At 54.8% G+C, this 24,706-nt stretch carries 17 protein-coding genes and 2 tRNA genes; 14 read left to right on the top strand and 5 right to left on the bottom strand.

Annotation, left to right across the window (positions count from 1 at the left end):
* Positions 1–74: 74 nt before the first annotated feature.
* On the bottom strand, positions 75–293 hold the full coding sequence (locus tag LH23_RS01360; RefSeq protein WP_008458470.1) for a YgdI/YgdR family lipoprotein: 219 nt from the start codon (positions 291–293) through the stop codon (positions 75–77).
* A gap of 158 nt (positions 294–451) precedes the next feature.
* Positions 452–1,138, bottom strand: a complete 687-nt coding sequence (gene mutH / locus LH23_RS01355) for a DNA mismatch repair endonuclease MutH (RefSeq protein WP_039287355.1) — start codon at positions 1,136–1,138, stop codon at positions 452–454.
* 687 nt (positions 1,139–1,825) lie between these two features.
* Here mutH and rppH point away from each other — a divergent pair.
* The 12 genes from rppH (at position 1,826) to recD (ending at position 20,222) form a co-directional block, all read left to right on the top strand.
* Entirely contained in the window at positions 1,826–2,356 is a 531-nt protein-coding gene (rppH, locus tag LH23_RS01350; protein ID WP_008458467.1) for an RNA pyrophosphohydrolase, read from the top strand.
* A gap of 12 nt (positions 2,357–2,368) precedes the next feature.
* Positions 2,369–4,615 carry a phosphoenolpyruvate--protein phosphotransferase gene (ptsP, locus tag LH23_RS01345; RefSeq protein ID WP_039287351.1) on the top strand — a complete coding sequence of 749 codons (2,247 nt, stop codon included), beginning with the start codon at positions 2,369–2,371 and terminating at the stop codon, positions 4,613–4,615.
* A gap of 174 nt (positions 4,616–4,789) precedes the next feature.
* On the top strand, positions 4,790–5,662 hold the full coding sequence (gene lgt, locus LH23_RS01340; protein WP_008458462.1) for a prolipoprotein diacylglyceryl transferase: 873 nt from the start codon (positions 4,790–4,792) through the stop codon (positions 5,660–5,662).
* A gap of 6 nt (positions 5,663–5,668) precedes the next feature.
* Positions 5,669–6,463: a thymidylate synthase gene (thyA, locus tag LH23_RS01335; protein ID WP_039287348.1), complete on the top strand. Its 795-nt coding sequence runs from the start codon at positions 5,669–5,671 to the stop codon at positions 6,461–6,463.
* A gap of 186 nt (positions 6,464–6,649) precedes the next feature.
* On the top strand, positions 6,650–7,117 hold the full coding sequence (locus tag LH23_RS01330) for a prepilin peptidase-dependent protein (RefSeq protein ID WP_039287345.1): 468 nt from the start codon (positions 6,650–6,652) through the stop codon (positions 7,115–7,117).
* Positions 7,111–7,671 (top strand): prepilin peptidase-dependent protein, encoded by a 561-nt coding sequence (locus LH23_RS01325; protein WP_039287342.1) that lies wholly within the window; start codon positions 7,111–7,113, stop codon positions 7,669–7,671. Before LH23_RS01330 ends, LH23_RS01325 begins: the two co-directional genes overlap by 7 nt.
* Entirely contained in the window at positions 7,668–8,102 is a 435-nt protein-coding gene (locus LH23_RS01320) for a DUF2509 family protein (protein WP_039287339.1), read from the top strand. The genes LH23_RS01325 and LH23_RS01320 overlap by 4 nt, the downstream gene beginning before the upstream one ends.
* A complete protein-coding gene (locus LH23_RS23200; RefSeq protein WP_071842681.1) occupies positions 8,084–8,425 on the top strand; it encodes a prepilin-type N-terminal cleavage/methylation domain-containing protein in 342 nt (113 codons plus the stop codon). Before LH23_RS01320 ends, LH23_RS23200 begins: the two co-directional genes overlap by 19 nt.
* Positions 8,426–8,432: 7 nt before the next feature.
* Complete coding sequence (gene recC / locus LH23_RS01315; protein WP_039287336.1) at positions 8,433–11,804, top strand: exodeoxyribonuclease V subunit gamma; 3,372 nt, start codon at positions 8,433–8,435, stop codon at positions 11,802–11,804.
* A gap of 149 nt (positions 11,805–11,953) precedes the next feature.
* Complete coding sequence (ptrA, locus tag LH23_RS01310; protein ID WP_039287333.1) at positions 11,954–14,839, top strand: pitrilysin; 2,886 nt, start codon at positions 11,954–11,956, stop codon at positions 14,837–14,839.
* Positions 14,839–18,384 carry an exodeoxyribonuclease V subunit beta gene (recB, locus tag LH23_RS01305; RefSeq protein WP_039287330.1) on the top strand — a complete coding sequence of 1,182 codons (3,546 nt, stop codon included), beginning with the start codon at positions 14,839–14,841 and terminating at the stop codon, positions 18,382–18,384. The genes ptrA and recB overlap by 1 nt, the downstream gene beginning before the upstream one ends.
* Positions 18,381–20,222, top strand: coding sequence for an exodeoxyribonuclease V subunit alpha (gene recD / locus LH23_RS01300; RefSeq protein ID WP_039287327.1), 1,842 nt, complete (start codon positions 18,381–18,383; stop codon positions 20,220–20,222). The genes recB and recD overlap by 4 nt, the downstream gene beginning before the upstream one ends.
* Positions 20,223–20,264: 42 nt before the next feature.
* Here recD and argA read toward each other — a convergent pair whose 3' ends face one another.
* The gene (gene argA, locus LH23_RS01295) at positions 20,265–21,596 is read right to left on the bottom strand and encodes an amino-acid N-acetyltransferase (protein WP_039287316.1); all 1,332 of its coding nucleotides are present in this window, start codon (positions 21,594–21,596) and stop codon (positions 20,265–20,267) included.
* A gap of 227 nt (positions 21,597–21,823) precedes the next feature.
* Here argA and amiC point away from each other — a divergent pair, with 227 nt between their 5' ends.
* Positions 21,824–23,074 carry an N-acetylmuramoyl-L-alanine amidase AmiC gene (gene amiC / locus LH23_RS01290; RefSeq protein ID WP_039287313.1) on the top strand — a complete coding sequence of 417 codons (1,251 nt, stop codon included), beginning with the start codon at positions 21,824–21,826 and terminating at the stop codon, positions 23,072–23,074.
* An 88-nt stretch (positions 23,075–23,162) separates the two neighbouring features.
* On the opposite strand, the gene LH23_RS01285 is transcribed toward amiC, so the two are convergent.
* A tRNA-Met gene (locus LH23_RS01285) sits at positions 23,163–23,239 on the bottom strand.
* A gap of 63 nt (positions 23,240–23,302) precedes the next feature.
* A tRNA-Met gene (locus tag LH23_RS01280) sits at positions 23,303–23,379 on the bottom strand.
* A gap of 211 nt (positions 23,380–23,590) precedes the next feature.
* Between LH23_RS01280 and mltA the strand changes: the two genes are divergently transcribed.
* Entirely contained in the window at positions 23,591–24,688 is a 1,098-nt protein-coding gene (gene mltA, locus LH23_RS01270; RefSeq protein ID WP_039287307.1) for a murein transglycosylase A, read from the top strand.
* Positions 24,689–24,706 lie beyond the last annotated feature (18 nt).

The following is a 24,706-nucleotide window of genomic DNA, read 5'->3' as shown; positions in this document are numbered from 1 at the left end:
AGAGGCCGGAGCAAAGCGGAAGAGGGGAAAAGAAGAAAAATCATCAGGCCAGCCGAGGGGCTGACCCTGGGAGATTAGCGCTCAATAATCTGGGAGACATCGTTGCGGTTGATCTGCATTTCATTACCTTGCTGGTCACGGTAGCTTACCAGGCCGGTATCTTCATCGACCTTCGGCTTGCCTTCGGTCAAAATCATTCGTCCATCTTTGGTGGCCATTACGTAGTCACTGCTGCAGCCTGAAACGGCAAAGGCAAGACCAATGGCGGAGATTGCTACTGCCCATTTAGTCATCGTTAGGTTCCTCGTCAGGAAGGGATCTCGTTAATAAGTCTAGTAATAACCTGATGAACAGGGGAAGGAAAGCAGCAAATTCTTAATAGGCTAAGGGAAATGTAACATTCTCCGGCACTTGCTGACAGAAACCTGGATTCCATTCCCTACGGCGGTTATCAGAGCGTAAAGTGCCGTGTGAGCAGGGCTGCAGTGAAGTTCTTCTTTAAGTAGAAGCCGCGAGGTAGCGTGAGAATAGGTGAGCCGTCAGCACCAATGGCCTCTGTTAACGCCCGACTGTTGGCGGCTTTTGGCCGCAGCTGCAGCACTTCGCCGTGACGGGCGGTAATGCGTTCGACCTGGCCCAGCACAATCAGATCCATCAGTTCTTCCCAGTCCAGGCGCAGCTGCTGCTCTTCTTCTTCTGAAGGACTCCATAACAATGGAGAACCGACGTGCCGCTCGGCAAGCGGGATCTGCCTTTCTCCCTCAACCGGGATCCACAGTACGCGCTTGAGCTTATGCCGTACATGGCTGGTTTCCCAAATGACGCCGCTATTACCGGTTAACGGCGCGACGCAGACGAATGTGGTTTCCAGCGGGCGGCCAAGGCTATCCACCGGGATCGTTTTTAGTTCGATCCCGAGAGCGGCAAAGTCTTGTTCGGGTTTACTGCCCGCGCTGGCACCCAGCCACAGCTCCAGCAGCACGCCAATCCAGCCTTTATCTCTCTTCAGGTCTTTCGGCGTCTTTATGCCGGCGCAAGCCGCCAGTTCGCCGAGGGTGTAACCTGCGACGCTTTGCGCCTGCTGGAGCAGCTCGGCTTCACTGCGTGGGGGCGTGATGAGCGGACGTATTGGTTGCATAACCTATTGATGTTTTTTGGTTAAAAAATGAACGCACTTTGTGCACAGCGAAAGCTTAGTTTAGTCGTCTGAGGATAAGATTAACAATATTCTGATTTATAATGAGTTTTTAAAGGCAGCCGTTTCGTTGCAGCAACATTAATAAGGCTTTTCCAAATCTGGTCACTGACAATGAACAGGATCTTACACCATGTTATCCACAGAAAAGTGGGATAACTGGGAAAAAGCATGACTACTGGTTCCATTTACAGCCTTGACGGGGCGCTAAAATACAATTTATCACCGATTTGTGACTAACTTGTTGGCACAATCTGTGGATAAAAACGACATTGCTCGATCTTTCATCAGTAGGCGATCTTCATATGTGACGATCATCACATTATGAAATTCATGTGTCATTTTTATAGTATTATAATTATGAAATATAAAGACTTTAATGTGTGTTAGGATTGCTCCTGATTTTACTTGTCCCGAGTTGTCCCGATGTAATTCGGTAGTTCTTCACAGTTATATCCACAGAAAAAGTGAATAAAACCGCCGGTTTTGACCGTCCCCTGTTTATAACCCGGCTATCTTTTGTGAGTTATTCAAATGTTATTCCATGCAAACGCCGCCGAGAGAGTGGTTTACCGCCTGACACTTGTATGAAACAATCGATGCAATCTAAGTTTGTTTTGAGGTAGTCCGGTGATCGATGATGATGGCTACCGCCCCAACGTTGGGATCGTAATATGTAATCGGCAGGGACAGGTGATGTGGGCGCGACGCTTTGGTCAACATTCCTGGCAATTTCCTCAGGGGGGCATTAATCCTGGCGAGTCCGCTGAACAGGCAATGTACCGGGAGCTTTTCGAAGAAGTCGGCCTACAAAGAAAAGATGTTCGCATTCTTGCCTCGACCCGAAACTGGTTGCGTTACAAATTACCTAAACGTTTGGTGCGTTGGGACACAAAGCCGGTTTGTATCGGCCAAAAACAAAAATGGTTTCTTTTGCAGTTGCTGAGCAGCGACGGTGAGATCAACATGCAAACCAGCAGCACGCCGGAATTTGATGGCTGGCGCTGGGTCAGTTATTGGTATCCGGTCCGTCAGGTTGTTTCATTCAAGCGCGATGTCTATCGCCGCGTGATGAAAGAGTTTGCCAGCGTGGTGATGCCACTGCAGGAAGTTACGCCACCACGCAATAACTCGCCTGCATGGCGACGTAAAAGAGGTTAAGTCACGCGAAAAATGCTCACCCGTCTGCGAGAAATAGTCGAAAAAGTCGCTAGTGCCCCGCGTCTCAATGAGGCGCTGGACATTTTGGTGACTGACATCTGCCTTGCGATGGATACCGAGGTTTGCTCGGTTTATCTCGCCGATCACGAGCGCCGCTGTTTTTACCTTATGGCGACGCGTGGATTAAAGAAACCTCGCGGCCGAACCGTCACGCTTGCCTTTGACGAAGGTATTGTTGGCCTGGTTGGGCGGCTCGCGGAGCCGATTAACCTTGCCGATGCGCAAAAACACCCCAGCTTTAAATATGTGCCCGCGGTAAAAGAGGAGCGTTTTCGCGCTTTCCTCGGGGTGCCTATTATCCAGCGCCGTCAGCTTCTGGGGGTGTTGGTTGTCCAGCAAAGAGAGCACCGGCAGTACGATGAGAGCGAAGAGTCTTTCCTCGTTACGCTGGCAACGCAGATGGCCGGGATATTATCCCAGTCTCAGCTAGCGGCTCTGTTTGGGCAATATCGTCAGACGCGTATTCGCGCGCTGCCTGCATCACCTGGGGTGGCCATTGCCGAAGGCTGGATGGACACTACCGTCCCGCTGATGGAGCAAGTGTTTGAGGCGTCGACTCTCGATACTGCACTTGAGCGCGAGCGTTTGACCGCCGCGCTCGAAGAGGCTTCCGGGGAGTTCCGCCGCTACAGCAAGCGTTTTGCCGCCGGGGCTCAGAAAGAGACTGCGGCAATCTTCGATTTATATTCTCACCTGCTGACCGACGCACGCCTTCGCCGCGAGCTTTTTGCCGAAGTGGATAAAGGCCTTGTGGCGGAGTGGGCGGTGAAAACGGTGGTGGAGAAATTCGCTGAACAATTTGCCAGCCTTTCAGACAGCTACCTGAAAGAGCGGGCGGGCGACCTCAGGGCGCTGGGGCAACGTCTGTTGTTCCACCTCGACGACACGATTCAAAGCCCGAATACCTGGCCTGAACGCTTTGTGCTGGTGGCCGACGAGCTTTCAGCCACCACGCTTGCCGAACTGCCGCAAAACCGTCTGGCGGGCGTTGTCGTACGCGATGGTGCGGCAAACTCTCATGCTGCCATTATGGTCCGCGCACTGGGTATCCCAACCGTCATGGGGGCCGATATTCAGCCATCGGCGCTGCATCGCCGTATGCTGATCGTGGACGGCTATCGCGGTGAGTTGCTGGTGGATCCTGAGCCGGTTCTGCTGCAGGAATACCAGCGCCTGGTGACCGAGGAGAACGAACTTAGTCGCCTGGCGGAAGATGATGTGGAACAGCCCGCGGCGTTAAAAAGCGGCGAGCGGGTGCAGGTGATGCTGAATGCCGGGCTTAGTCCTGAGCATGAAGAACAGCTTGGCAGCCGTATCGACGGCATCGGGCTGTACCGCACCGAAATTCCGTTTATGCTGCAAAGCGGTTTCCCGTCTGAAGAAGAGCAGGTTGCGCAGTATCAGGGCATGTTGCAGATGTTTAACGACAAACCTGTGACGCTGCGAACGCTGGACGTTGGGGCGGATAAACAGCTTCCGTATATGCCCATCAGCGAAGAGAATCCTTGTCTCGGCTGGCGAGGTATCCGTATTACGCTGGATCAGCCAGAGATCTTTCTGATCCAGGTCCGCGCAATGCTGCGGGCGAATGCGGCCACGGGGAATTTGAGTATCCTGCTGCCGATGATCACCAGCATTGATGAGATCGATGATGCGCGCAGACTTATCGATCGTGCGGGCCGGGAAGTCGAAGAGGAATTAGGCTATCAGCTGCCTAAGCTGAGGCTTGGGGTAATGGTTGAAGTGCCGTCCATGGTGTTCATGTTGGGGCATCTGGCTGGGCGTATTGATTTTATTTCCGTTGGCACAAACGACCTTACGCAGTATTTGCTTGCGGTTGATCGTAACAACACCCGAGTGGCTAACCTTTACGATAGCCTGCATCCGGCGATGCTGCGCACGCTGAACCTGATTGCGCGTGAAGCGGAGCGTTATGACATCGACCTGTGCCTGTGCGGTGAAATGGCCGGTGACCCGATGTGCGTCGCGATTCTGGTTGGGATGGGCTACCGTCATCTCTCAATGAACGGCCGTTCCGTCGCACGTATTAAATACCTGCTGCGCCATATCCAGCTTGAAGAGGCCGAGGTGCTCGCTCAGCGTACACTTGAGGCTCAAATGGCGACGGAAGTGCGCCATCAGGTTGCGGCCTTTATGGAGCGGCGTGGCATGGGTGGCCTGATTCGCGGCGGGCGTTGATCCGTTCGCAATGTCCCGGTATCGCCGGGACATTACACATCTTTTACAACTTCCATAATCAATCACTCCGGCCGTTTGTGCTATGATCCGCTGCTTTCGGAGCGCATCGAGAGCGGTGCGTACTTGCCACTCACCTTCTATTTTGGGTGAGGTAACAATAGCTTGTGGTGACAGATGAATAGTGGCTATCTGCGTTTCCCTGAATTTGACCCGGTGCTTTTCTCCATCGGGCCGGTTTCCCTGCACTGGTACGGGCTCATGTACTTGGTTGGGTTCGTGTTTGCCATGTGGCTTGCCGGGCGCCGCGCCAGCCGCCCAGGCAGCGGCTGGACGAAAAATGAAGTAGAGAATCTGCTGTATGCAGGGTTCCTTGGCGTGTTCCTGGGGGGACGTCTGGGCTATGTCTTCTTCTACAATCTGCCGGTCTTCCTTGCCGATCCTCTCTACCTGTTCAAAGTCTGGGACGGCGGTATGTCCTTCCACGGCGGCCTGATCGGTGTTATCTGCGTGATGATTTGGTTTGCGCGTCGCACCAAACGTACTTTCTTCCAGGTCTCTGATTTTATTGCGCCGCTGATCCCGTTTGGTTTGGGGGCTGGCCGTCTCGGCAACTTCATCAACGGCGAACTGTGGGGCCGCGTTGACCCGAACTTCCGCTTCGCCATGCTGTTCCCAGGCTCGCGCAGTGAAGACGTTGGCCTGCTGGCTACGCACCCTGAATGGCAGTCGCTGTTCAATACCTACGGTGTACTGCCTCGCCACCCGTCGCAGCTTTATGAGCTGGCGCTGGAAGGGGTTGTGCTGTTCATCATCCTGAACCTGTTTATTCGTAAGCCTCGCCCGATGGGCTCGGTCTCTGGTCTGTTCCTGATTGGCTACGGCGCGTTCCGCATCATCGTGGAATTCTTCCGCCAACCTGATGCGCAGTTCACCGGCACCTGGGTGCAGTACATCAGCATGGGGCAGATCCTGTCGATTCCGATGATTGTTGCCGGTATCATTATGATGGTCTGGGCTTACCGCCGTCCGCAGCAGCAACTTTCGTGAGGTGACATGAAACAGTATCTTGATTTGATGAAAAAAGTGCTCGAAGAGGGCACACCAAAAGCGGACCGTACCGGTACCGGCACGTTGTCGATTTTTGGGCATCAAATGCGCTTTAACCTGCAGGAAGGCTTCCCGCTGGTTACCACCAAAAAATGTCACCTGCGTTCGATCATTCATGAGCTGCTGTGGTTCCTCAATGGCGATACCAATATCGCGTACCTGAAAGAAAACAAGGTGACGATTTGGGACGAATGGGCGGATGAAAACGGCGATCTTGGCCCGGTTTACGGTAAGCAGTGGCGCTCCTGGGCAACCCCTGATGGGCGTTATATTGATCAGCTAACTACCGTTCTGAAGCAACTGAAAGACGACCCCGATTCCCGGCGCATTATTGTCTCTGCGTGGAACGTGGGCGAGCTGGATAAAATGGCGCTGGCCCCATGCCACGCGTTTTTCCAGTTCTATGTGGCAGATGGCAAACTCTCTTGCCAGCTCTACCAGCGCTCTTGCGACATCTTCCTTGGTTTACCGTTCAACATCGCCAGCTATGCGCTGTTGGTGCATATGATGGCGCAGCAGTGCGACCTGGAAGTGGGCGACTTTGTCTGGACCGGGGGTGATACACATCTGTACAGCAACCACCTGGAACAGACCCGCCTGCAGCTAACCCGTGAGCCGCGCGCGCTGCCTAAGCTGGTTATCAAGCGCAAGCCGGAGTCATTGTTTGACTACCGTTTCGAAGACTTCGAGATTGAAGGCTACGATCCACATCCGGCGATCAAAGCGCCTGTCGCCATTTAACTTGTCGACAGCGTGACAGAACCGGTGCCTGAGTGCGCCGGTTTTTTTTGCCCTGGTTTTGCTTCTTCGGCATTGATTCCAGAGCGTATGCAACTCTCCGTAACGTCTTAATTTTCTTCCGGCATGTGTCGAATCATTCGATTTGCGAGCTGGCTCATTGAGCCTCTGTTGCCCACACTCACCCCCATGAAAATCAACCAACGTGGTTTTAGCGTTATTGAGGTGATGGTGGTGATGGCCATTGTTGCCGTACTCAGCGCAGGGGGGCTTCACGGCTGGCACGAGTGGCAGCAGAGAGTGCAGTTGCGGCAAACGGCTCAGCAGCTGAGTCACTTTCTCTCGCGGCTAAGAAATGACGCCAACTGGAACAACCAAACCCATCTTTTGGCGCTGCACCGATTTGGCAAAAGCTGGTGTCTGGCAAGTCGTGCCGCTGAAGAAAACTGTTCGGAAAACCCAAGGCTGGCGTTTACCTCCGAGTTTGACGATATCGCCGTGGAAGAGATGACTGCCGGGCTAGGTTTCTACGGTATTCGCAATACGACCTGGCCTGGGCACCTTATTTTGAAAAGTAAGGCCGGTCGCTGGAAAGTGACGATATCGGTTTGGGGGCGAATCCGGTTGTGCGAAATGTCTGGTGACAAGTCATGTTGAACGCTCAGAGAGGGTTTACGTTACTCGAAACGCTCATTGCGATGGCACTGAGCAGCGCGTTGTTGCTTGGTACCTCAAGGCTTTTCCCCGCTTTGCAGGGGGAGGTTTTACGCCAGTACAGTTACGTTGCCCAGCAGGAAGCGCTCTGGCAAATGGCGTTCACCGTTGGAAAAAATTTACAGCGCGCGGGTTATTGTCGCGGCCAGTGTCAGGGGGAGGCTGTAAAGCTTATGAACAACGGAAGCTGCGTGGTATTGCAGTGGGATGCCAACGGTAATGGCCGCTGGGACACGGCCCCCGGTAGTCAAAATGAACAGACGGGCTATCGCTTGCGTGACGGCAGTCTGGAGACCCAAAAGGGCGTAGATCATTGTGAAGGCACCGGCTGGGAAAGAATGTCTGACCCGACGCAATTGGTGGTGCAACATTTTTCCGTGATTCGCCAGAAACGCAAAACCGGCAGGCCTTTATTACTCGTGAGTCTTGTCGCGTATCTGAAGCAAGGTGGACGTTCTGTGGAGCTTAGCTACACGGTGAGTGGAGAGAATTTATGAGCAGCAAGCAAGAGAAAGGGAGTACCTCTTTGCTGATGGTGTTGATGCTGCTCGCGGTTGGTTCTCTGATGCTGAGTGGGCTTTCCCGGCAACTTAGCGCCCAGCGCTTTGAGGTTGCCGCCGAAATTCAGTTTATTAAAAATCAGACGGCTGCAAGATCTGCGCTGGCATGGGGGGAAAAACAAAGCTGGCAGCCGCAGAGAACCTGGCAATGTCAGTTTGAGTCACGTAATCAGTGGCACGCCTGTCTGCACTTAACCGATAAAGGTGAGGCCTTACTGGCTGCTTCCGGTTCTGCTGCAGGGCCCACGCAACCGTTTACATTGTGGCGCTGGGGTGTACTTCAGGGGAATAAATTAGTGGCTTCAGCGCAGGGCTGGCTGGATTTTTGCCCTTTACTGGACGATGACTTATGCAAACTGCCTCGATAGTCTCCCGACAGGGTGGGTTCAGCCTCCCGGAGGTGCTATGTGCCCTGGCGCTGTTTGCGATTGTGATGACGGCATTACTGGGGTACCACCGCGTATTGCAGCAGGGCTTTACCAGCCAATGGCAGTTAAGGCAGTTGTGGCGAGTGGTTCGTGAGCAGACAGAGCCAGAAGTTCGTCCACTTTCAGATGCATGGAATGTGCATCAACAGCAGACATCGTCTTTGGGATGTGTCAGCATCGACGTTACTGTAACAAGTCCAGAGGGCCGGATAGCGCAGCTTTCGAGGCTCGAGTGCCCACGGTCAGAACAACGTCAGGAGTAGCGATTTTATGTTGCGTGTCTACCATTCCAACCGCCTTGATGTGCTGGAAGCTATCATGGAGTTCATTGTGGAGCGGCAGCCGCTGCCGGATCCTTTTGAGCCGGAAGTGGTACTGGTGCAAAGCACCGGGATGGCACAGTGGCTGCAAATGACGCTGGCGCAGAAGTTTGGTATTGCAGCGAACATCGAGTTTCCGCTGCCCGCCAGTTTTATCTGGGACATGTTCGTGAGGGTATTGCCCGACATCCCAAAAGAAAGTGCTTTCAACAAGCAGAGCATGAGCTGGAAGCTGATGACGCTTATCCCCAATATGCTCCACAAACCTGAGTTCACACTACTTGGCCACTATCTGCAGGAAGATGACAGCAGCCGTAAGCTGTTTCAACTTTCTTCCCGGATTGCCGACCTTTATGACCAGTATCTGGTCTATCGCCCCGGCTGGTTAAGCCGTTGGGAGAAGGGCGAGCTTGTCGAAGGTGTAGGAGAGTCTCAGCTCTGGCAGGCCCCGCTTTGGGCCGAACTGGTGCACTACACCGCAGAGCTGGGGCAACCTGAATGGCATCGTGCCAATCTCTACCAGCGTTTTATTAGCGCTCTTGAGAAAAGCGAGGTTTGCCCGCCAGGGCTCCCGCCTCGCGTCTTTATTTGTGGGATATCCGCTCTGCCACCGGTGTACCTTCAGGCTCTGCAGGCGCTGGGTAAGCATATCGATGTCCATGTGCTGTTTACCAACCCCTGCCGCTACTACTGGGGTGATATTAAAGATCCGGCGTTTCTTGCTCGTCTTGTTAGCCGCCGCCGCCGTTTGCACCAGGCCGACCGGGAACTGACCTTGTTTAAGGACAACGACAATGCCTCTTCGCTGTTTAATGAACTTGGTGAGCAGGACGTAGGGAATTCCTTGCTAGCCTCTTGGGGGAAATTAGGGCGCGACTACGCCTTTTTGCTTTCTGAGCTGGAGCGTTTTGAAGAGATCGATGTTTTTGTCGATTTAGAACCCGGTAACCTTCTCCACGGGCTGCAGCATGATCTGCTGGAGCTGAAGGATTCGCAGGTACTGGGGCTGACGGCTAAGGAGTATGAACGCAGTGACGGCAAACGGGGGCTGGATCTTAACGATCGTTCTGTGACATTCCATGAATGCCACAGCCCGCAGCGTGAAGTTGAAGTGTTGCACGATCAGCTGCTGGCGATGCTGGAGGCTGATCCGGAACTTACGCCGCGCGATATCATCGTGATGGTTGCCGATATTGATAGCTACAGCCCGTTTATTCAGGCGGTATTTGGTAGCGCGAAGGATGAACGTTGGTTGCCGTTTGCCATTTCTGACCGGCGTGCGCGCCAGGCTCACCCGGCGCTGCAGGCGTTCATTTTACTGCTTGGCTTGCCGGAAAGCCGTTTTGCGGCAGAGGATGTACTGGCGCTGCTGGAAGTGCCTGCGCTGGCGGCGCGTTTCTCTATTGATGAAGAAGGGCTGCGCTACCTGCGTAAATGGGTGAATGAGTCTGGAATTCGCTGGGGTATTGATGATGACAACGTTCGTGAGCTGGCGCTGCCTGCTACAGGGCAGCACACCTGGCGTTTTGGCCTCACCCGTATGCTGCTGGGTTATGCGATGGAAAGCCAGGCGGGAGTTTGGGATTCAGTCCTGCCCTATGATGAATCCAGCGGCCTGATTGCCGAACTGGTGGGGCAGCTTGCGGAGTTACTGATGCAGCTGAACCGCTGGCGTCAGCTGTTAACTCAGGAGCGCCCTTTAGACGAATGGTTACCGCTATGCAGGGAGATGCTGAACAGCTTCTTCTTGCCGGATAGTGAAACAGAAGCCGCGCTGGCGCTCATTGAGCAACAGTGGCAGGAGATGATTGAAAAAGGCACTGATGCTGCCTATCAGCAACCCGTGCCATTAACCTTACTGCGCGATGAACTGGCTCAGCGTCTTGACCAGGAGCGCATCAGCCAGCGTTTCCTCGCCGGACCGGTAAACTTCTGTACCCTGATGCCAATGCGCGCCATTCCCTTTAAGGTCGTTTGTTTGCTGGGCATGAATGACGGTGTCTATCCGCGAACGCTTGCGCCATTGGGCTTTGACCTGATGAGCCAGCACCCGCAGCGTGGGGACCGCAGCCGCCGGGACGACGACCGCTACCTATTCCTTGAAGCGCTTATTTCGGCCCAGCAGCGGCTGTACATCAGCTATATCGGCCGTTCGATTCAGGACAACAGCAGACGTTACCCGTCGGTGCTGGTGGAAGAACTGCTGGACTATGTCGCTCGCAGTCACTACCTCCCCGGAGATGCGGAATGTAATGCCGATGACAGCAGCGAACATGTGAGAAAGCACCTGGTCATGCTTCATGCCCGAACGCCTTTCGACAGCACCAACTACCTTGCTGGTGGCGATCAACAAAGCTTTGCTCAGGAGTGGCTACCCGCAGCCAGCGGCACCGGTGAGGAGCATGCTCACTTTATTCAACCTCTGGCCGTTGAGCCCTGCGCCGAAATAACCCTTGAGCAGCTCCAGCGCTTTTGGCGGCACCCGGTGCGGGCATTTTTCCAAATGCGTCTGGGTATTAACTTCCGCCTTGAAGAGACCGAATTGCCGGATGAGGAGCCTTTCACCCTTGATGTGCTCGATCGCTTTCAGTTGAATCAGCACCTGCTTAATACGCTGGTTCAACAAGACGATCCGCATCAACTGTTTGTGCGCTATCGGGCTGCTGGCGTTTTACCGTACGGGGCTTTCGGTGAAATCTTGTGGGAAAACCAGCGCAATGAAATGCAAACGCTGGCTGAAACAGTGCTGGCCGAACGGCAAAAAGGGGAAAGCTGTGAAGTTGATCTTCACATCGACGGAACCAGAGTAACGGGCTGGCTGTCGGACGTACAGGGTGATGGCTTGCTGCGCTGGCGTCCTTCGGTACTGAATGTGGCTCACGGTATGCAGCTATGGATTGAACACCTGGTCTACTGCGCCAGCGGCTACCTGGGTGAGAGTCGAATGTACGGGCGCAAAGATTCACAGTGGCGTTTCCCTCATATGGCGCAGGACGAAGCGAAGGCATGGCTTTCGCAACTGGTTGAGGGTTATAAAGAAGGTCTCCGTCAGCCATTACTGCTGCTGCATAACAGCGGCGGCGCGTGGATAAAAACCTGTTATGACCCACAAAATAATGCCATTTTATGGGATGAGGAGACGCAGCAGAAAGCCCGCACTAAGCTGCTGGCTGCCTGGGAAGGAAACCATATGGTAGAAGGGGAAGGGGCTGATATCTGGCTGCAACGTTTGTACCGTACCCTTAATGCCGAGTATTACGAAGCGATTATCTCAGAGGCCCAGCGCTACCTGTTGCCTCTGTTCCGATTCAACCAATCTTGAACAAGGGTTGTATAAAAATTGCACAGCCTGGTGAGTTCCATTATGATGCGATTTCTTGCTCAGGGCTGGCGAAGTATAACAACGGCGTTCGACGGATTGCTTCGAAAAGTTGTTAATGATGAGTGAGTTAGTGAAGACGAGGTTTGTGAATGCCTAAATGCAGCACCTGGTTTACCGCGCTTTTCTTGTTCGTTGCTCTTTGGGCACCCTGCAGTCAGGCAGATAACGGATGGCAACCGATTCAGGACACCATTCGTAAAAGTGAAAAAGATCCTCGTCAGTATCAGGCTATTCGTTTAGATAACGGTATGACCGTGCTGCTGGTTTCCGACCCGCAGGCGGTGAAGTCGCTGTCAGCGCTGGTGGTGCCAGTTGGCTCACTGGAAGATCCAGATGCTCACCTCGGGCTTGCCCATTTTCTGGAACATATGACGCTGATGGGTTCCAAAAAATACCCGGACCCGGATAGCCTGTCTGAATTCCTCAAAAAACATGGCGGCAGCCACAATGCCAGTACCGCCACCTATCGAACTGCATTTTATCTTGAAGTGGAAAACGATGCCCTCGACGGCGCCGTAGACCGCCTGGCCGACGCCATTGCTGAACCTAACCTCGCGGCGCAATATGCCGAGCGTGAACGTAACGCGGTCAACGCCGAGCTGACGATGGCCCGCGCGCGTGACGGGATGCGCATGGCGCAGGTTAGCGCTGAAACAATCAACCCTTTACACCCGGCGGCGCGTTTCTCCGGAGGCAACCTTGAAACCCTGCGCGATAAACCCGGCAGCAAGCTGCTCGATGCGCTGGTGGCATTCAGAGATAAGTACTACTCCGCAAACCTGATGAAAGCGGTTATCTACAGCAACAAGCCTTTGCCTGAACTGGCGAAGATTGCCGCTGAAACCTACGGCCGGGTGCCAAACAAAAATATTGAAAAGCCGGTTATCGACGTACCGGTGGTTACTGATGCGCAAAAAGGTATCTTCATCCACTATGTGCCGGTCATGCCGCGCAAGGTGGTTCGCGTTGAGTTCCGCATCGATAACAATAGCGATAAATTCCGCAGCAAAACCGATGAGCTGATTGGTTACCTGATAGGCAACCGCAGCCACGATACGCTGTCGGATTGGCTGCAAAAGCAGGGGCTTGCGGAAAGCGTACGCGCAGATTCTGACCCGATGGTGGCCGGCAACAGCGGTGTTTTCGCCATCTCCGTCTCTCTGACTGATAAAGGCCTAGCCAATCGTGACCAGGTGGTTGCAGCAATATTCAGCTATCTCGATCAGTTGCGCGCCAAAGGTATCGATAAACGTTACTTTGACGAACTTGCGCACGTGCTGGATCTCGACTTCCGCTACCCGTCCATTACCCGTGATATGGACTACATTGAATGGCTGGCGGATACCATGCTGCGCGTTCCGGTCAGCCATACGCTGGATTCCGCGAACATTGCTGACCAGTACGATCCTAATGCGATTAAAGCGCGTCTGGATATGATGACGCCGCAGAATGCCCGTGTGTGGTACATCAGCCCGCAGGAGCCACACAATAAAACGGCCTATTTCGTTGATGCGCCTTACGAAGTTGACAAAATCCCTGCGCAGACTTTTGCCGACTGGCAGCAGAAGGCAGATGCCATCAAGCTTGAGCTGCCTCAGCTGAACCCTTACATTCCCGATGACTTCACGCTTTATAAACCGCAGAAGGAGTACCAGCATCCTGAGCTGCTGATCCACGAACCGGATCTGCGCGTGGTATATATGCCGAGCCGCTATTTTGGCAACGAGCCAAAAGCGGACGTGACGCTTGTGCTGCGTAATCCACAGGTGATGAACAGTGCGAAGAATCAGGTGCTGTTTGCCATCAATGATTACCTTGCGGGCATTGCGCTGGATGAACTCAGCAATCAGGCATCGGTTGGCGGCATCAGTTTCTCATCTAACGCGAATAGCGGGCTGATGATTAACGCCAACGGCTATACGCAGCGGCTGCCGCAGCTGTTCGAAGCGCTGTTGAAGGGCTATTTCAGCTATACCCCAACGCAGGAACAGCTGGATCAGGCTAAGTCCTGGTATGCGCAGATGATGGACTCGGCGGAAAAAGGTAAAGCCTTTGAGCAGGCGATTGCGCCGGTGCAGATGGTTTCGCAGGTGCCTTATTATGAGCGTAGTACCCGCCGGGCGCTGCTGCCGGAGCTGACGCTTAAGGACGTGCTGGATTACCGTGAACGGCTGAAAACCAATTCCCGACCTGAGTTTATGGTCATTGGTAATATGTCTCCGGAGCAGACCAAACAATTGACGGAAAACGTCAAAACGCAGCTGGCGCCGAAGGGCAGCGAATGGTGCCGCAATGACGATGTGCTGATCAATAAGCGGCATCTGGCGATGTTTGAAAAGGCCGGAAGCAGCACCGACTCAGCGCTGGCGGCAGTTTATGTACCAAAAGGCTATAGCGAAGCCACCAGCACGGCTTACGGTTCAATGCTGGGTCAAATCGTTCAGCCCTGGTTCTATAATCAGTTGCGGACACAAGAGCAGCTTGGCTATGCGGTGTTTGCTTTCCCTATGTCTATTGGTCGCCAGTGGGGCGTGGGCTTCCTGCTGCAAAGCAGTGATAAGCAGCCTGCTTACCTGTACGAGCGGTTTAAAGCGTTTTACCCGGTTATCGAGAAAAAACTGCGCGGCATGAGCGACGCCGAATTTGCCCAAATCCAGCAGGGGATGATTGCCCAGATGCAGCAGGCGCCTCAAACGCTTGCGGAAGAGGCGGCGCAGCTTAGCAAAGATTTCGATCGCCGAAACATGGCGTTTGATTCCCGTGATAAAGTGATAGCTGAAATTAAGAAATTAACGCCACAGAAGCTGGCTGATTTCTTCCATCAGGCGGTGATAGCTCCCCAGGGGATGGCGGTGCTGTCACAGATTTCCGGCAGCCATAACGGCAAAGCAGAGTATGCGGCTCCAAAAGGGTGGAAAACCTGGGAGGGGGCACGCAGTCTGCAGCAGACGTTACCACTAGTAAGCGAGAAATAATGACCGATGTAACCGCGCAGCCCCTTGATCCTTTAAGTTTGCCGCTGTTCGGCGAACGGTTGATAGAAGCTTCCGCGGGGACCGGTAAGACCTTTACCATTGCCGCGCTTTATTTGCGGTTGTTATTGGGCTTAGGGGGAGAGAATGCTTTCCCCCGCCCGCTAGGTGTTGAAGAACTGCTGGTGGTGACCTTCACCGAAGCGGCCACCGAAGAACTGCGTGGTCGTATTCGGGCAAATATCCACGAATTGCGCATCGCCTGTATTCGTAACCGCACCAAAAACCCACTTCTGCAAAACCTGCTTGCCCAGATAGCGGACAAGCAGCTTGCTGCCCGTACCTTGCTGTTAGCCGAACAGCAGATGGATGAGGCCGCTATCTTCACGATCCACGGCTTTTGCCAGCGAATGCTCAGCCTCAACGCTTTTGAGTCCGGAATGCTGTTCGAGCAACAGCTCCTTGAGGATGAATCCGTGCTGCGCCGCCACGCGTGTGCTGACTTCTGGCGGCGTCACTGCTACCCGTTGCCAAAACCAGTCGCTCAAGCGATGAGTGAAGAGTGGTCTGGCCCGGAAGCGCTTTTAAAAGACATCAATAGCTGGCTTCAGGGGGAACAACCCCGGTTGAAACAGCCCCCGGCGGATGACGAAACGCTGCTGGCTCGCCATGAAAAAATAATCTCCGCTATCGACGGGGTCAAAGCTCAGTGGAGAGCAGCTGCGGGTGAGCTGGCAAGCCTGATTAGCGATTCTGGCGTGGATAAACGCAGCTACAGCAGTAAACATTTGCCGAACTGGCTGGAGATTGTTGGGCAGTGGGCGCAGCTGGAAACCACCAGCTATCAGCTCCCTGACGCGCTGGCGAAGTTTGCGCAAAGCACGCTTGAAGAGAAAACCAAAAAAGGCGAAGTGCCCCGGCATAGCTTGTTCACTGCCATAGATGCATTGCTTGCAGAGCCGCTAACGCTGCGCGACCTGGTGATAGCCAGAGCGATGGCGGAAATTCGTTATATTGTTCAGCAAGAGAAGCGCCGCCGCGGCGAACTGGGCTTTGACGATATGCTGAGCCGGCTCGATGAGTCTCTGCATCAGCCCGGTGGCGACGCATTAGCGACGGCGATCCGTAACCGTTTCCCGGTGGCGATGATCGATGAATTCCAGGATACCGACCCGCAGCAGTACCGTATTTTCCGCCGGCTGTACATCAAGCAGCAGGGTACCGCGCTACTGTTGATTGGTGACCCCAAGCAGGCTATTTACGCTTTCCGCGGCGCCGATATTTTTACCTACATGAAGGCGCGTCAGGAAGTTAGCGCCCACTACACGCTGGATACTAACTGGCGCTCGTCTCCCTCGATGATCCACGGCGTAAACACGCTGTTCCAGCAGGTTGATAACCCGTTCTTATTCCGCCAGATTCCATTCCTGCCGGTCAAATCAGCGCCCCGTAACGGTGGGCTACGGTTTACCATCCGGGGTGAAAGCCAGGCGGCGGTGAAAATGTGGCTCCAGCCGGGCGATGGCGTCGGTGTGAGTGATTACCAACAAGCGATGGCAATACAGTGCGCCCGGCAAATTCGCGACTGGCTCACCGCCGGGCAGCGCGGGGATGCGCTGCTTTGGCATGGGGATGAGCCCCAGCCGCTCAGGGCATCAGACATGACGATTCTGGTCCGTAGCCGTGGAGAAGCGGCCATTGTGCGTGATGCGCTAAGCGCGCTGAATATTCCATCGGTATATCTCTCTAACCGTGATTCTGTGTTCGCTACGGTTGAGGCGCGTGAGTTGCTGTGGGTATTACAGGCCGTGCTGACGCCTGAAATTGAGACCGCCATGCGCAGCGCCATTGCGACGAGCATGCTAGGACTGGATGCCCAGGCTATTGAGTCTCTGAACAAAGACGAACTGGCCTGGGATAACCTGGTTGAAGAATTCTTTGGCTACCGCGAACAGTGGCTTAAGCGGGGCGTGATGCCCATGTTGAGGGCCTTAATCGGGGCGAGAAATATAGCTGAAAACCTGCTGGCCACGCCGGGCGGGGAACGCAGGCTGACGGATATTCTGCATATCAGCGAGCTGTTGCAGGAGGCCTCTGCAGAAATGGAGAGCGAGCATGCGCTGGTGCGCTGGCTGGCGCAGCGCATTGCCGAGCCGGACAGCAACGCTTCCAGTCAGCAGTTGAGGCTCGAAAGTGATAAACATTTGGTGCAGGTGGTGACCATTCACAAATCCAAAGGGCTGGAGTATCCGCTGGTCTGGCTGCCGTTCGTGGCCAACTATCGCCCGCAGAGCAGCGGCCTGTATCACGACCGGACCACCTTTACCTCGCTTCTGGATTTGAGCAACGACGCGGAAAGCCTGGGGCTGGCCGAAGAAGAACGTCTGGCGGAAGACTTGCGTCTGCTGTATGTGGCATTGACCCGCTCCGTCTGGCACTGCAGCCTGGGCGTGGCGCCGTTGTTCCGTGGTTCGAGAGCCAAAAAAGGCAGCAGCGATCTACATCTCAGTGCGCTGGGCTATTTGCTACAGAAAGGAGAAGCTCTTGATGCCGAAGGGCTGCGCCAGGCGCTGGAAGGCCTGAAAAGCGAGGCTATCGCTGTCGAAACATTATCTCCCGGGGATGATACTCCGTGGCTGCCTGTATCCGATGAGTTGCCCGAGCTTGCCGCCCGTCAGCTCAAGCGTCGAATCACCGATAACTGGCGCGTGACCAGTTATTCCGGTCTGCAGCAGCACGGCAGCAGTCGGGTATTGGATTTAGTGCCGCGCCTGGACGTTGACGCCGTAGGGGAGGCCCCCGAACAAAGTGAGCCGTTACTTACGCCGCATACTTTCCCGCGCGGTGCTTCGCCTGGTACCTTCTTGCATAGCCTTTTCGAAGAGGTTGATTTTACGCAGCCAGTACAGCCTGAAGAGATAGAAAAACACTTGCTTGCCAATGGGTTTGGCGGCGAGTGGGGGCCGGTGGTGAGCCGCTGGCTGGAAGCGGTGCTTGCTGCGCCGCTCAATGACGCCGGCGTTGCCCTGAACCTGCTTTCTGCGAAGGAAAGGCAGGTGGAGCTGGAATTTTATTTACCTATCGACAATGAACTACAGGCACCGGCGTTAGACGCGCTGATTCGCCATTACGACCCGCTGTCTGCTGGCTGCCCGCCTTTGGACTTCCGTCAGGTGAAGGGGATGCTGAAAGGGTTTATTGACCTGGTGTTCCGCTGGCAGGGGCGCTACTACCTGCTGGACTATAAATCTAACTGGCTAGGTGAAGACAGCAGCGCTTACACCCAGGAGGCGATGGCGGTGGCGATGCAATCCCATCGCTACGATTTGCAATATCAGCTCTACACGCTGGCGCTGCATCGCTACCTGCGCCACCGTATGGCCGGGTATGACTACCAGCAGCATTTTGGTGGGGTTATCTATTTGTTCCTGCGCGGCGTGGAGCAAGGTAAGCCCGAGCAGGGTATTTTTTCTACGCGACCGGACGTCAGGCTGGTTGAAGCCATGGATGCGCTGTTCGCCGGGGCAGCAGAGGAGAGCCCACTGTGAGTATGTCTCAGCTACTCAATCAGGCGGTGGCGCTGAAAGCCCTCAGGCCGCTGGATTCACAGTTTGCCATGATGGTGGCTAACGATAAGCAGCCCGCCGTCATGCTGGCCGCAGCGCTACTGAGCCGTGAATCAGGCGAAGGGCATGTCTGCCTGCCACTTGAGCGCATCCGGCCCGAATATGCCTTTGCTGGCAAACATCCTGAACTTGTGGCTCAGCTTTTTGCCGAGGCGGAGCCCGTATCAGGCTGGCACAGCGCGTTACTGGCTTCCCATTCAGTGAGTTCGGGCGACGAACCTACGCCGCTGAAACTCATTGATAACCGCCTTTACCTCAACCGTATGTGGAGTAACGAGCAGCGGGTGGCGGCCTTTTTCGGTGAACATAACCAGCCTGTTGCGGTGGATGAGACCCGGCTTCGCGAAATCCTCGATGCACTGTTTGGTCGTAGCCCACAGACGGACTGGCAGAAAGTGGCCGCAGCGGTGGCGCTGACCCGCCGTATTTCAGTTATTTCCGGCGGGCCGGGGACAGGTAAAACCACAACGGTGGCAAAACTGTTGGGCGCGCTGGTTCAGCTTTCCGATGGCCAGCCCGTACGTATTCAGCTTGCAGCGCCCACGGGTAAGGCAGCCGCACGCTTAACGGAATCGTTGGGAAGTGCGCTGCGCCAGCTGCCGCTCAGCGATGAGCAGAAAAAACGCCTGCCTGAAGAGGCTTCGACGCTGCACCGGCTTTTAGGCGCGCAGCCGAACAGCCAGCGTCTGCGTCACCATGCCGGGAATCCTCTACACCTGGATGTGCTGGTGGTGGATGAGGCGTCGATGGTAGACCTGCCGATGATGTCCAGGCTTATCGAGGCTCTGCCGGAGCGGGCAAGAGTCATCTTCCTCGGAGACAGGGATCAGCTAGCTTCCGTGGAAGCGGGCGCCGTACTAGGCGATATCTGTCATTACGTGAACGACGGGTATTCGGCTGAGCGTGCGGAGCAATTAAATCGGCTCACGGGCTGTGAGGTTCCCGTAGGCGATAGCGACCGGGCAAGCGCGCTCCGAGACGGGCTTTGCCTGCTGCGTAAGAGCTATCGGTTTGACAGCCAGTCCGGTATCGGTCAACTGGCATTTGCCGTTAATGCCAGCGATAGCCGGCAGGTGAAAGCCGCATTTGGACAGGGATTTACGGACATCTCGCTGCAGCCGCTGCTGGAGCCTGAAGATTACACTGCAATGATTGCCGATGTGGTCAGCGGCTACGGCGAGTATTTGCAGCTGGTGCGCCAGAAAGCCGATCCTGCGGAGATCATTACTGCTTTTGGCCGTTATCAGCTGCTGTGTGCTTTACGTGAAGGGCCTTTTGGCGTCAGCGGCCTGAATGAGCGTATTGAACAGGCACTGATGCTGGGGCGTTTGATTCAGCGGCCTGCCCAGGCGCTGTCTCGCTGGTACAGCGGACGCCCGGTGATGATTGCCCGCAATGACAGCTCTCTTGGCTTGTTTAACGGCGATATCGGGATTGCTCTGCAGCGTGAGGAAGGGCTTCGTGTCTGGTTTTCAATGCCGGATGGTACCGTAAAATCCGTTCAGCCCAGCCGTCTGCCAGCACACGACACGGCCTTCGCCATGACGGTACATAAATCTCAAGGTTCTGAATTTGATCACGCCGCGCTGGTGTTGCCGAACCAGTTTGTGCCGGTGGTGACGCGTGAGCTGGTGTACACCGCTATCACGCGCGCCCGTAAACAGCTGTCGCTGTATACCGATGAACGCGTTTTGAATAAAGCGATAGCCACGCGTACGGAGCGCCGCAGCGGACTTATGGCGATTTTCTCTGGAGAATAAAAGATAAGGGAAGGCACACTTTATGCCTTCCCTTTTTTCAGGTCAGGTGAGGTCGGCCATCAGCACTTTTGATTTGCGCTGATAGTTGTACATCTCTTTTTTGCTCGCCGGCAGCAGCTCAACGTCCACCGGCAGGAAGCCTCGTTCCTGGAACCAGTGAATGCTGCGGGTGGTCAGCACGAACAGCTTGCTCAGCCCCATTTGCCGCGCCTGGTTGGCGACGCGGTTCAGTAGCTCTTCGCCCCGGGACGAACTGCGATAGTCCGGATGCACCGCGACGCAGGCCATTTCACCGATGCTTTCTTCCGGGAATGGATAGAGCGCGGCGCAGGCGATGGTCAGGTTATCCCGCTGAATAATGGTGAACTTGTCGATCTCCATTTCCAACTGCTCACGGGAGCGGCGGACCAGGATCCCTTGCTGTTCCAGCGGGCGGATCAGCTCAAGAATACCGCCGATGTCGTTGATGGTGGCGCGGCGGATCTGCTCGGCGCTTTCCATCACAATCTGCGTACCGATCCCGTCGCGGGAGAACAGTTCCTGCAGCAGGGCACCATCTTCCTGATAGCTGAGCAGGTGGCTGCGGCGCACGCCGCTGCGGCAGGCCTTCACCGCTCCACGCAGGAAGCGTACGGTACCGGAATGATAGTCGCCGCTGTTTTCCAGGGCTTCAATGCGCTGCTGGGCCTCGTTCGGGAACAGTTCGGAAATCACGTTTCCCTGGTCGTCGGTCACGCCCTGAGCGGAGCAGAACCCAATCATTTTCTCTGCCTTCAACTTAACCGCTAGCTGGGTGGCGACTTCTTCGGAGGTGAGGTTAAAGCTTTCCCCCGTGACGGAGACCGCAACCGGCCCCATCAGCACAATCGCGCCGCTGTCCAACTGGCGGTGAATGGCTTCTTCATCGATCCGGCGGACGCGCCCGCTATGGCAATAGTCCACGCCATCGTCCACGCCCAGAGGCTGCGCGATAATGAAATTACCGCTGACCACGTTGATATGGGCGCCCTGAAGCGGCGTATTACCCAGACTCATGGAAAGCCGCGCGGTGATGTCGAGCTGAAGTAGCCCTGCCGCCTGCTTTACCAGTTCGAGGGTTTTTGCGTCGGTGACTCGGGTATGTTTATGGTAAACCGGCTCATGGTGGTGCTCAGCCAGGTTTTCGTCAATCTGCGGGCGTGCGCCGTACACCACGACCAGGCGAATGCCCAGGCTGTGAAGCAGGCCGATATCGTTGACGATGCTGGAAAAGTTTTCATGTTCAATGGCTTCGCCGCCGAGCATGATGACAAACGTTTTTCCCCGGTGGGCATTAATATAGGGAACAGAATGGCGAAATCCCTGGACCAGTTCAGTTCTGCGTTCCTTTACCACGGCACACCCTCATTGCATGATTATTCGTAATTTGTGTATTTTTATTCTTTTATGGTGTCTGGTGCAAGTGCCAATTTTCATCCAGGATAAAATTCCTTCCCCCTGACTTTTGATGACCTTTTCCGAACGTTTACCCTTTTATAGATGACAGTAACCGCGTGTTTCGCTAAAGTTTTTGGCTCAAAAAAATAAATTCATCCATTTAGTGATTATCGCTCAGGGGAGCCATGCCAGATTCCAGTTCGTTAATGAGTCGCCGCCGTCTACTTCAGGGTGCCGGAGCCATGTGGTTGTTGAGCGTCAGCAAGGTCGGTTTTGCTGCCTCAAGCCAGGTGATCGCCGTGCGCGTCTGGCCGGCCTCGTCTTATACCCGTGTGACGCTGGAATCTAACCATCAGCTGAAGTACCGCCAGTTTGCGCTCAGCAACCCGGAGCGGGTGGTTGTGGATATCGAAGGGGCGCATTTAAATTCAGTTTTAAAAGGCATTGGCAGCCAGGTTCGCGGCGACGATCCCTTTATTAAATCCGCCCGCGTGGGGCAGTTTGATCCCAAAACCGTGCGCATGGTTTTCGAATTGAAGCAAAACGTGACCCCGCATTTGTTTGCGCTGGCTCCGGTTGCCGAATTTAAAGAGCGCCTGGTGATGGATCTTTATCCCGCCAATATGAATAGCGAACAAGATCCGCTGCTGGCGTTACTGGAAGATTACAACAACGGCCAGTTAGACAAGAAAATGCCGGCGGAAAAAGGGCCGCAGCCGGGTAAAGCCGGGCGAGACAGGCCGATTGTCATCATGCTTGATCCGGGACACGGCGGCGAAGATCCCGGTGCGATTGGCCCGAACAAGACCCGCGAAAAAGATATTGTGCTCAGCATCGCGCGCAGGCTGAAGGCCTTGCTCGATAAAGAGGGCAATATGAAGGCTTACATGACGCGCAATGAAGATGTGTTTATCCCGCTGAAAGTGCGCGTTGCCAAGGCGCAAAAGCAGCGAGCCGACCTGTTTGTTTCTATTCATGCGGATGCATTTACGACCGCTGCCGCGCGCGGGTCGTCGGTCTTTGCGTTGTCCACCAAAGGGGCGACCAGTACGGCGGCAAAATACCTGGCGCAAACGCAGAACGCCGCGGATTTAATTGGTGGCGTGGGCAAAAGCGGGGATCGCTATCTCGACCACACGATGTTCGACATGGTGCAGTCGCTGACCATCAACGATAGCCTGAAGTTTGGGAAAGAGGTGCTTAACCGGCTGGGGAAAGTGAACAAGCTGCATAAAAACAGCGTCGATCAGGCCGGATTTGCGGTGCTAAAAGCGCCTGATATTCCGTCTATTCTGGTGGAGACTGCATTCCTGAGTAATCCTGAAGAGGAGCGCAAGCTGCGTACGGCGAAATTCCAGCAGGAAGTTGCGGAGTCAATTTTGGCAGGGATTAAGGCGTACTTCTCGGACAGCTCAAGGCTGGCAAGACGGGGCTAACACAGAGGATAAAGGCGGGAGATAAACCTGCCTTATTTTTTTACAAACAGCAGAAACAAAAAAACACCCGTAAGGGTGTTCTCAATGTTGGTTGCGGGGGCCGGATTTGAACCGACGACCTTCGGGTTATGAGCCCGACGAGCTACCAGGCTGCTCCACCCCGCGTCCGTCATACTACTCTTTTTAATGATTTTTCATCATTGCGCTGTTAAATCAGCGACTTTTAATTGGTTGCGGGGGCCGGATTTGAACCGACGACCTTCGGGTTATGAGCCCGACGAGCTACCAAGCTGCTCCACCCCGCGTCCGTGGATGCGCACTATACTCCGCTCGCTTTTTGATGCAACCCTTTTTTCGAGTAAATACCTGAATTTCCCCTTAGTTGTTGAATTAACCCGCACAGTGACCATAAAACAGACGTTTTTGCTGTGTGGGTTGTGCAACTCGTTTAATTCTGGCGGCGCGTTTGCTATCTTCGGCGAGGCATACAGAGGCAACGAGCAGGGCGAAAGGTAAATGAAAGGACGTTGGATTAAGTACATAGCAGCGGGAGCCATGTTAACCATGCTGGCTGCCTGTTCATCAAAACCGACCGATCGCGGTCAACAATATAAAGACGGGAAGTTCTCCCAGCCTTTCTCACTGGTGAATCAGCCTGATGCGGTTGGCGCGCCTATCAACGGCGGCGACTATGCCGAGCAGGTTAACCAGATTCGTTCTGCTTCTCCCCGCCTCTATAATAACGGCAGCGATATCTATAATGCCGTGCAACAGTGGCTTCGTGCCGGGGGCGATACCCGTCAGCTGAAGCAGTTCGGCCTTGATGCCTGGCAGATGGAAGGGGCTGACAACTACGGCAACGTGCAGTTTACCGGCTACTACACCCCGGTGATTCAGGCTCGTCATACTCGCCAGGGCGAATTCCAGTATCCTATTTACCGCATGCCGCCAAAACGTGGGCGTCTGCCGTCCCGCGCGGAAATCTACGCCGGTGGGCTGAGCGACAGCTATGTGCTGGCCTACAGCAACTCTCTGATGGATAACTTCATTATGGATGTGCAGGGCAGTGGCTACATTGATTTTGGCGATGGTCAGCCTTTGACCTTCTTCGGCTATGCCGGTAAAAACGGCCACGCCTATCGCAGCATCGGCAAAGTGTTGATCGACCGTGGCGAAGTGAAGAAAGAAGACATGTCGATGCAGGCGATTCGCCACTGGGGAGAAACCCACAGCGAAGCTGCAGTGCGGGAGCTGCTTGAGCAGAACCCTTCGTTTGTCTTCTTTAAGCCAGCAAGCTATGCGCCGGTGAAAGGCGCGAGCGCGGTACCTTTGATTGGACGTGCCTCCGTGGCTTCTGACCGCTCCATCATTCCTGCTGGCACCACGCTGCTGACCGAAGTCCCGCTGCTGGACAACAACGGGAAGTTCACCGGCCAGTACGAGCTGCGCGTGATGGTGGCCCTGGACGTTGGGGGCGCGATCAAAGGCCAGCACTTCGACATCTATCAGGGCATTGGCCCGGATGCCGGGCACCGTGCGGGTTGGTACAACCACTACGGGCGCGTCTGGGTATTGAAAGCGGCTCCTGGCACGGGTAGCGTTTTTAACGGTTAATGCTGCAACGTTTCCACG

The sequence above is a fragment of the Cedecea neteri genome (assembly GCF_000758305.1).
GTDB classification, from domain to species: domain Bacteria; phylum Pseudomonadota; class Gammaproteobacteria; order Enterobacterales; family Enterobacteriaceae; genus Cedecea; species Cedecea neteri_C.
Note: the sequence above shows the minus strand (reverse complement) of the source record. Positions and strands in the feature narration are given on the sequence as shown.

Bases quoted from the DNA above. Each gene is read 5' to 3' on its own strand.
- ptrA (WP_039287333.1), top strand. From the start codon at position 11,954: ATGCCTAAATGCAGCACCTGGTTTACCGCGCTTTTCTTGTTCGTTGCT.
- LH23_RS23200 (WP_071842681.1), top strand. From the start codon at position 8,084: ATGCAAACTGCCTCGATAGTCTCCCGACAGGGTGGGTTCAGCCTCCCG.
- mutH (WP_039287355.1), bottom strand. From the start codon at position 1,138: ATGCAACCAATACGTCCGCTCATCACGCCCCCACGCAGTGAAGCCGAG.
- thyA (WP_039287348.1), top strand. From the start codon at position 5,669: ATGAAACAGTATCTTGATTTGATGAAAAAAGTGCTCGAAGAGGGCACA.
- LH23_RS01320 (WP_039287339.1), top strand. From the start codon at position 7,668: ATGAGCAGCAAGCAAGAGAAAGGGAGTACCTCTTTGCTGATGGTGTTG.
- lgt (WP_008458462.1), top strand. From the start codon at position 4,790: ATGAATAGTGGCTATCTGCGTTTCCCTGAATTTGACCCGGTGCTTTTC.
- recB (WP_039287330.1), top strand. From the start codon at position 14,839: ATGACCGATGTAACCGCGCAGCCCCTTGATCCTTTAAGTTTGCCGCTG.
- LH23_RS01325 (WP_039287342.1), top strand. From the start codon at position 7,111: ATGTTGAACGCTCAGAGAGGGTTTACGTTACTCGAAACGCTCATTGCG.
- amiC (WP_039287313.1), top strand. From the start codon at position 21,824: ATGCCAGATTCCAGTTCGTTAATGAGTCGCCGCCGTCTACTTCAGGGT.
- recC (WP_039287336.1), top strand. From the start codon at position 8,433: ATGTTGCGTGTCTACCATTCCAACCGCCTTGATGTGCTGGAAGCTATC.
- LH23_RS01360 (WP_008458470.1), bottom strand. From the start codon at position 293: ATGACTAAATGGGCAGTAGCAATCTCCGCCATTGGTCTTGCCTTTGCC.
- mltA (WP_039287307.1), top strand. From the start codon at position 23,591: ATGAAAGGACGTTGGATTAAGTACATAGCAGCGGGAGCCATGTTAACC.
- ptsP (WP_039287351.1), top strand. From the start codon at position 2,369: ATGCTCACCCGTCTGCGAGAAATAGTCGAAAAAGTCGCTAGTGCCCCG.
- LH23_RS01330 (WP_039287345.1), top strand. From the start codon at position 6,650: ATGAAAATCAACCAACGTGGTTTTAGCGTTATTGAGGTGATGGTGGTG.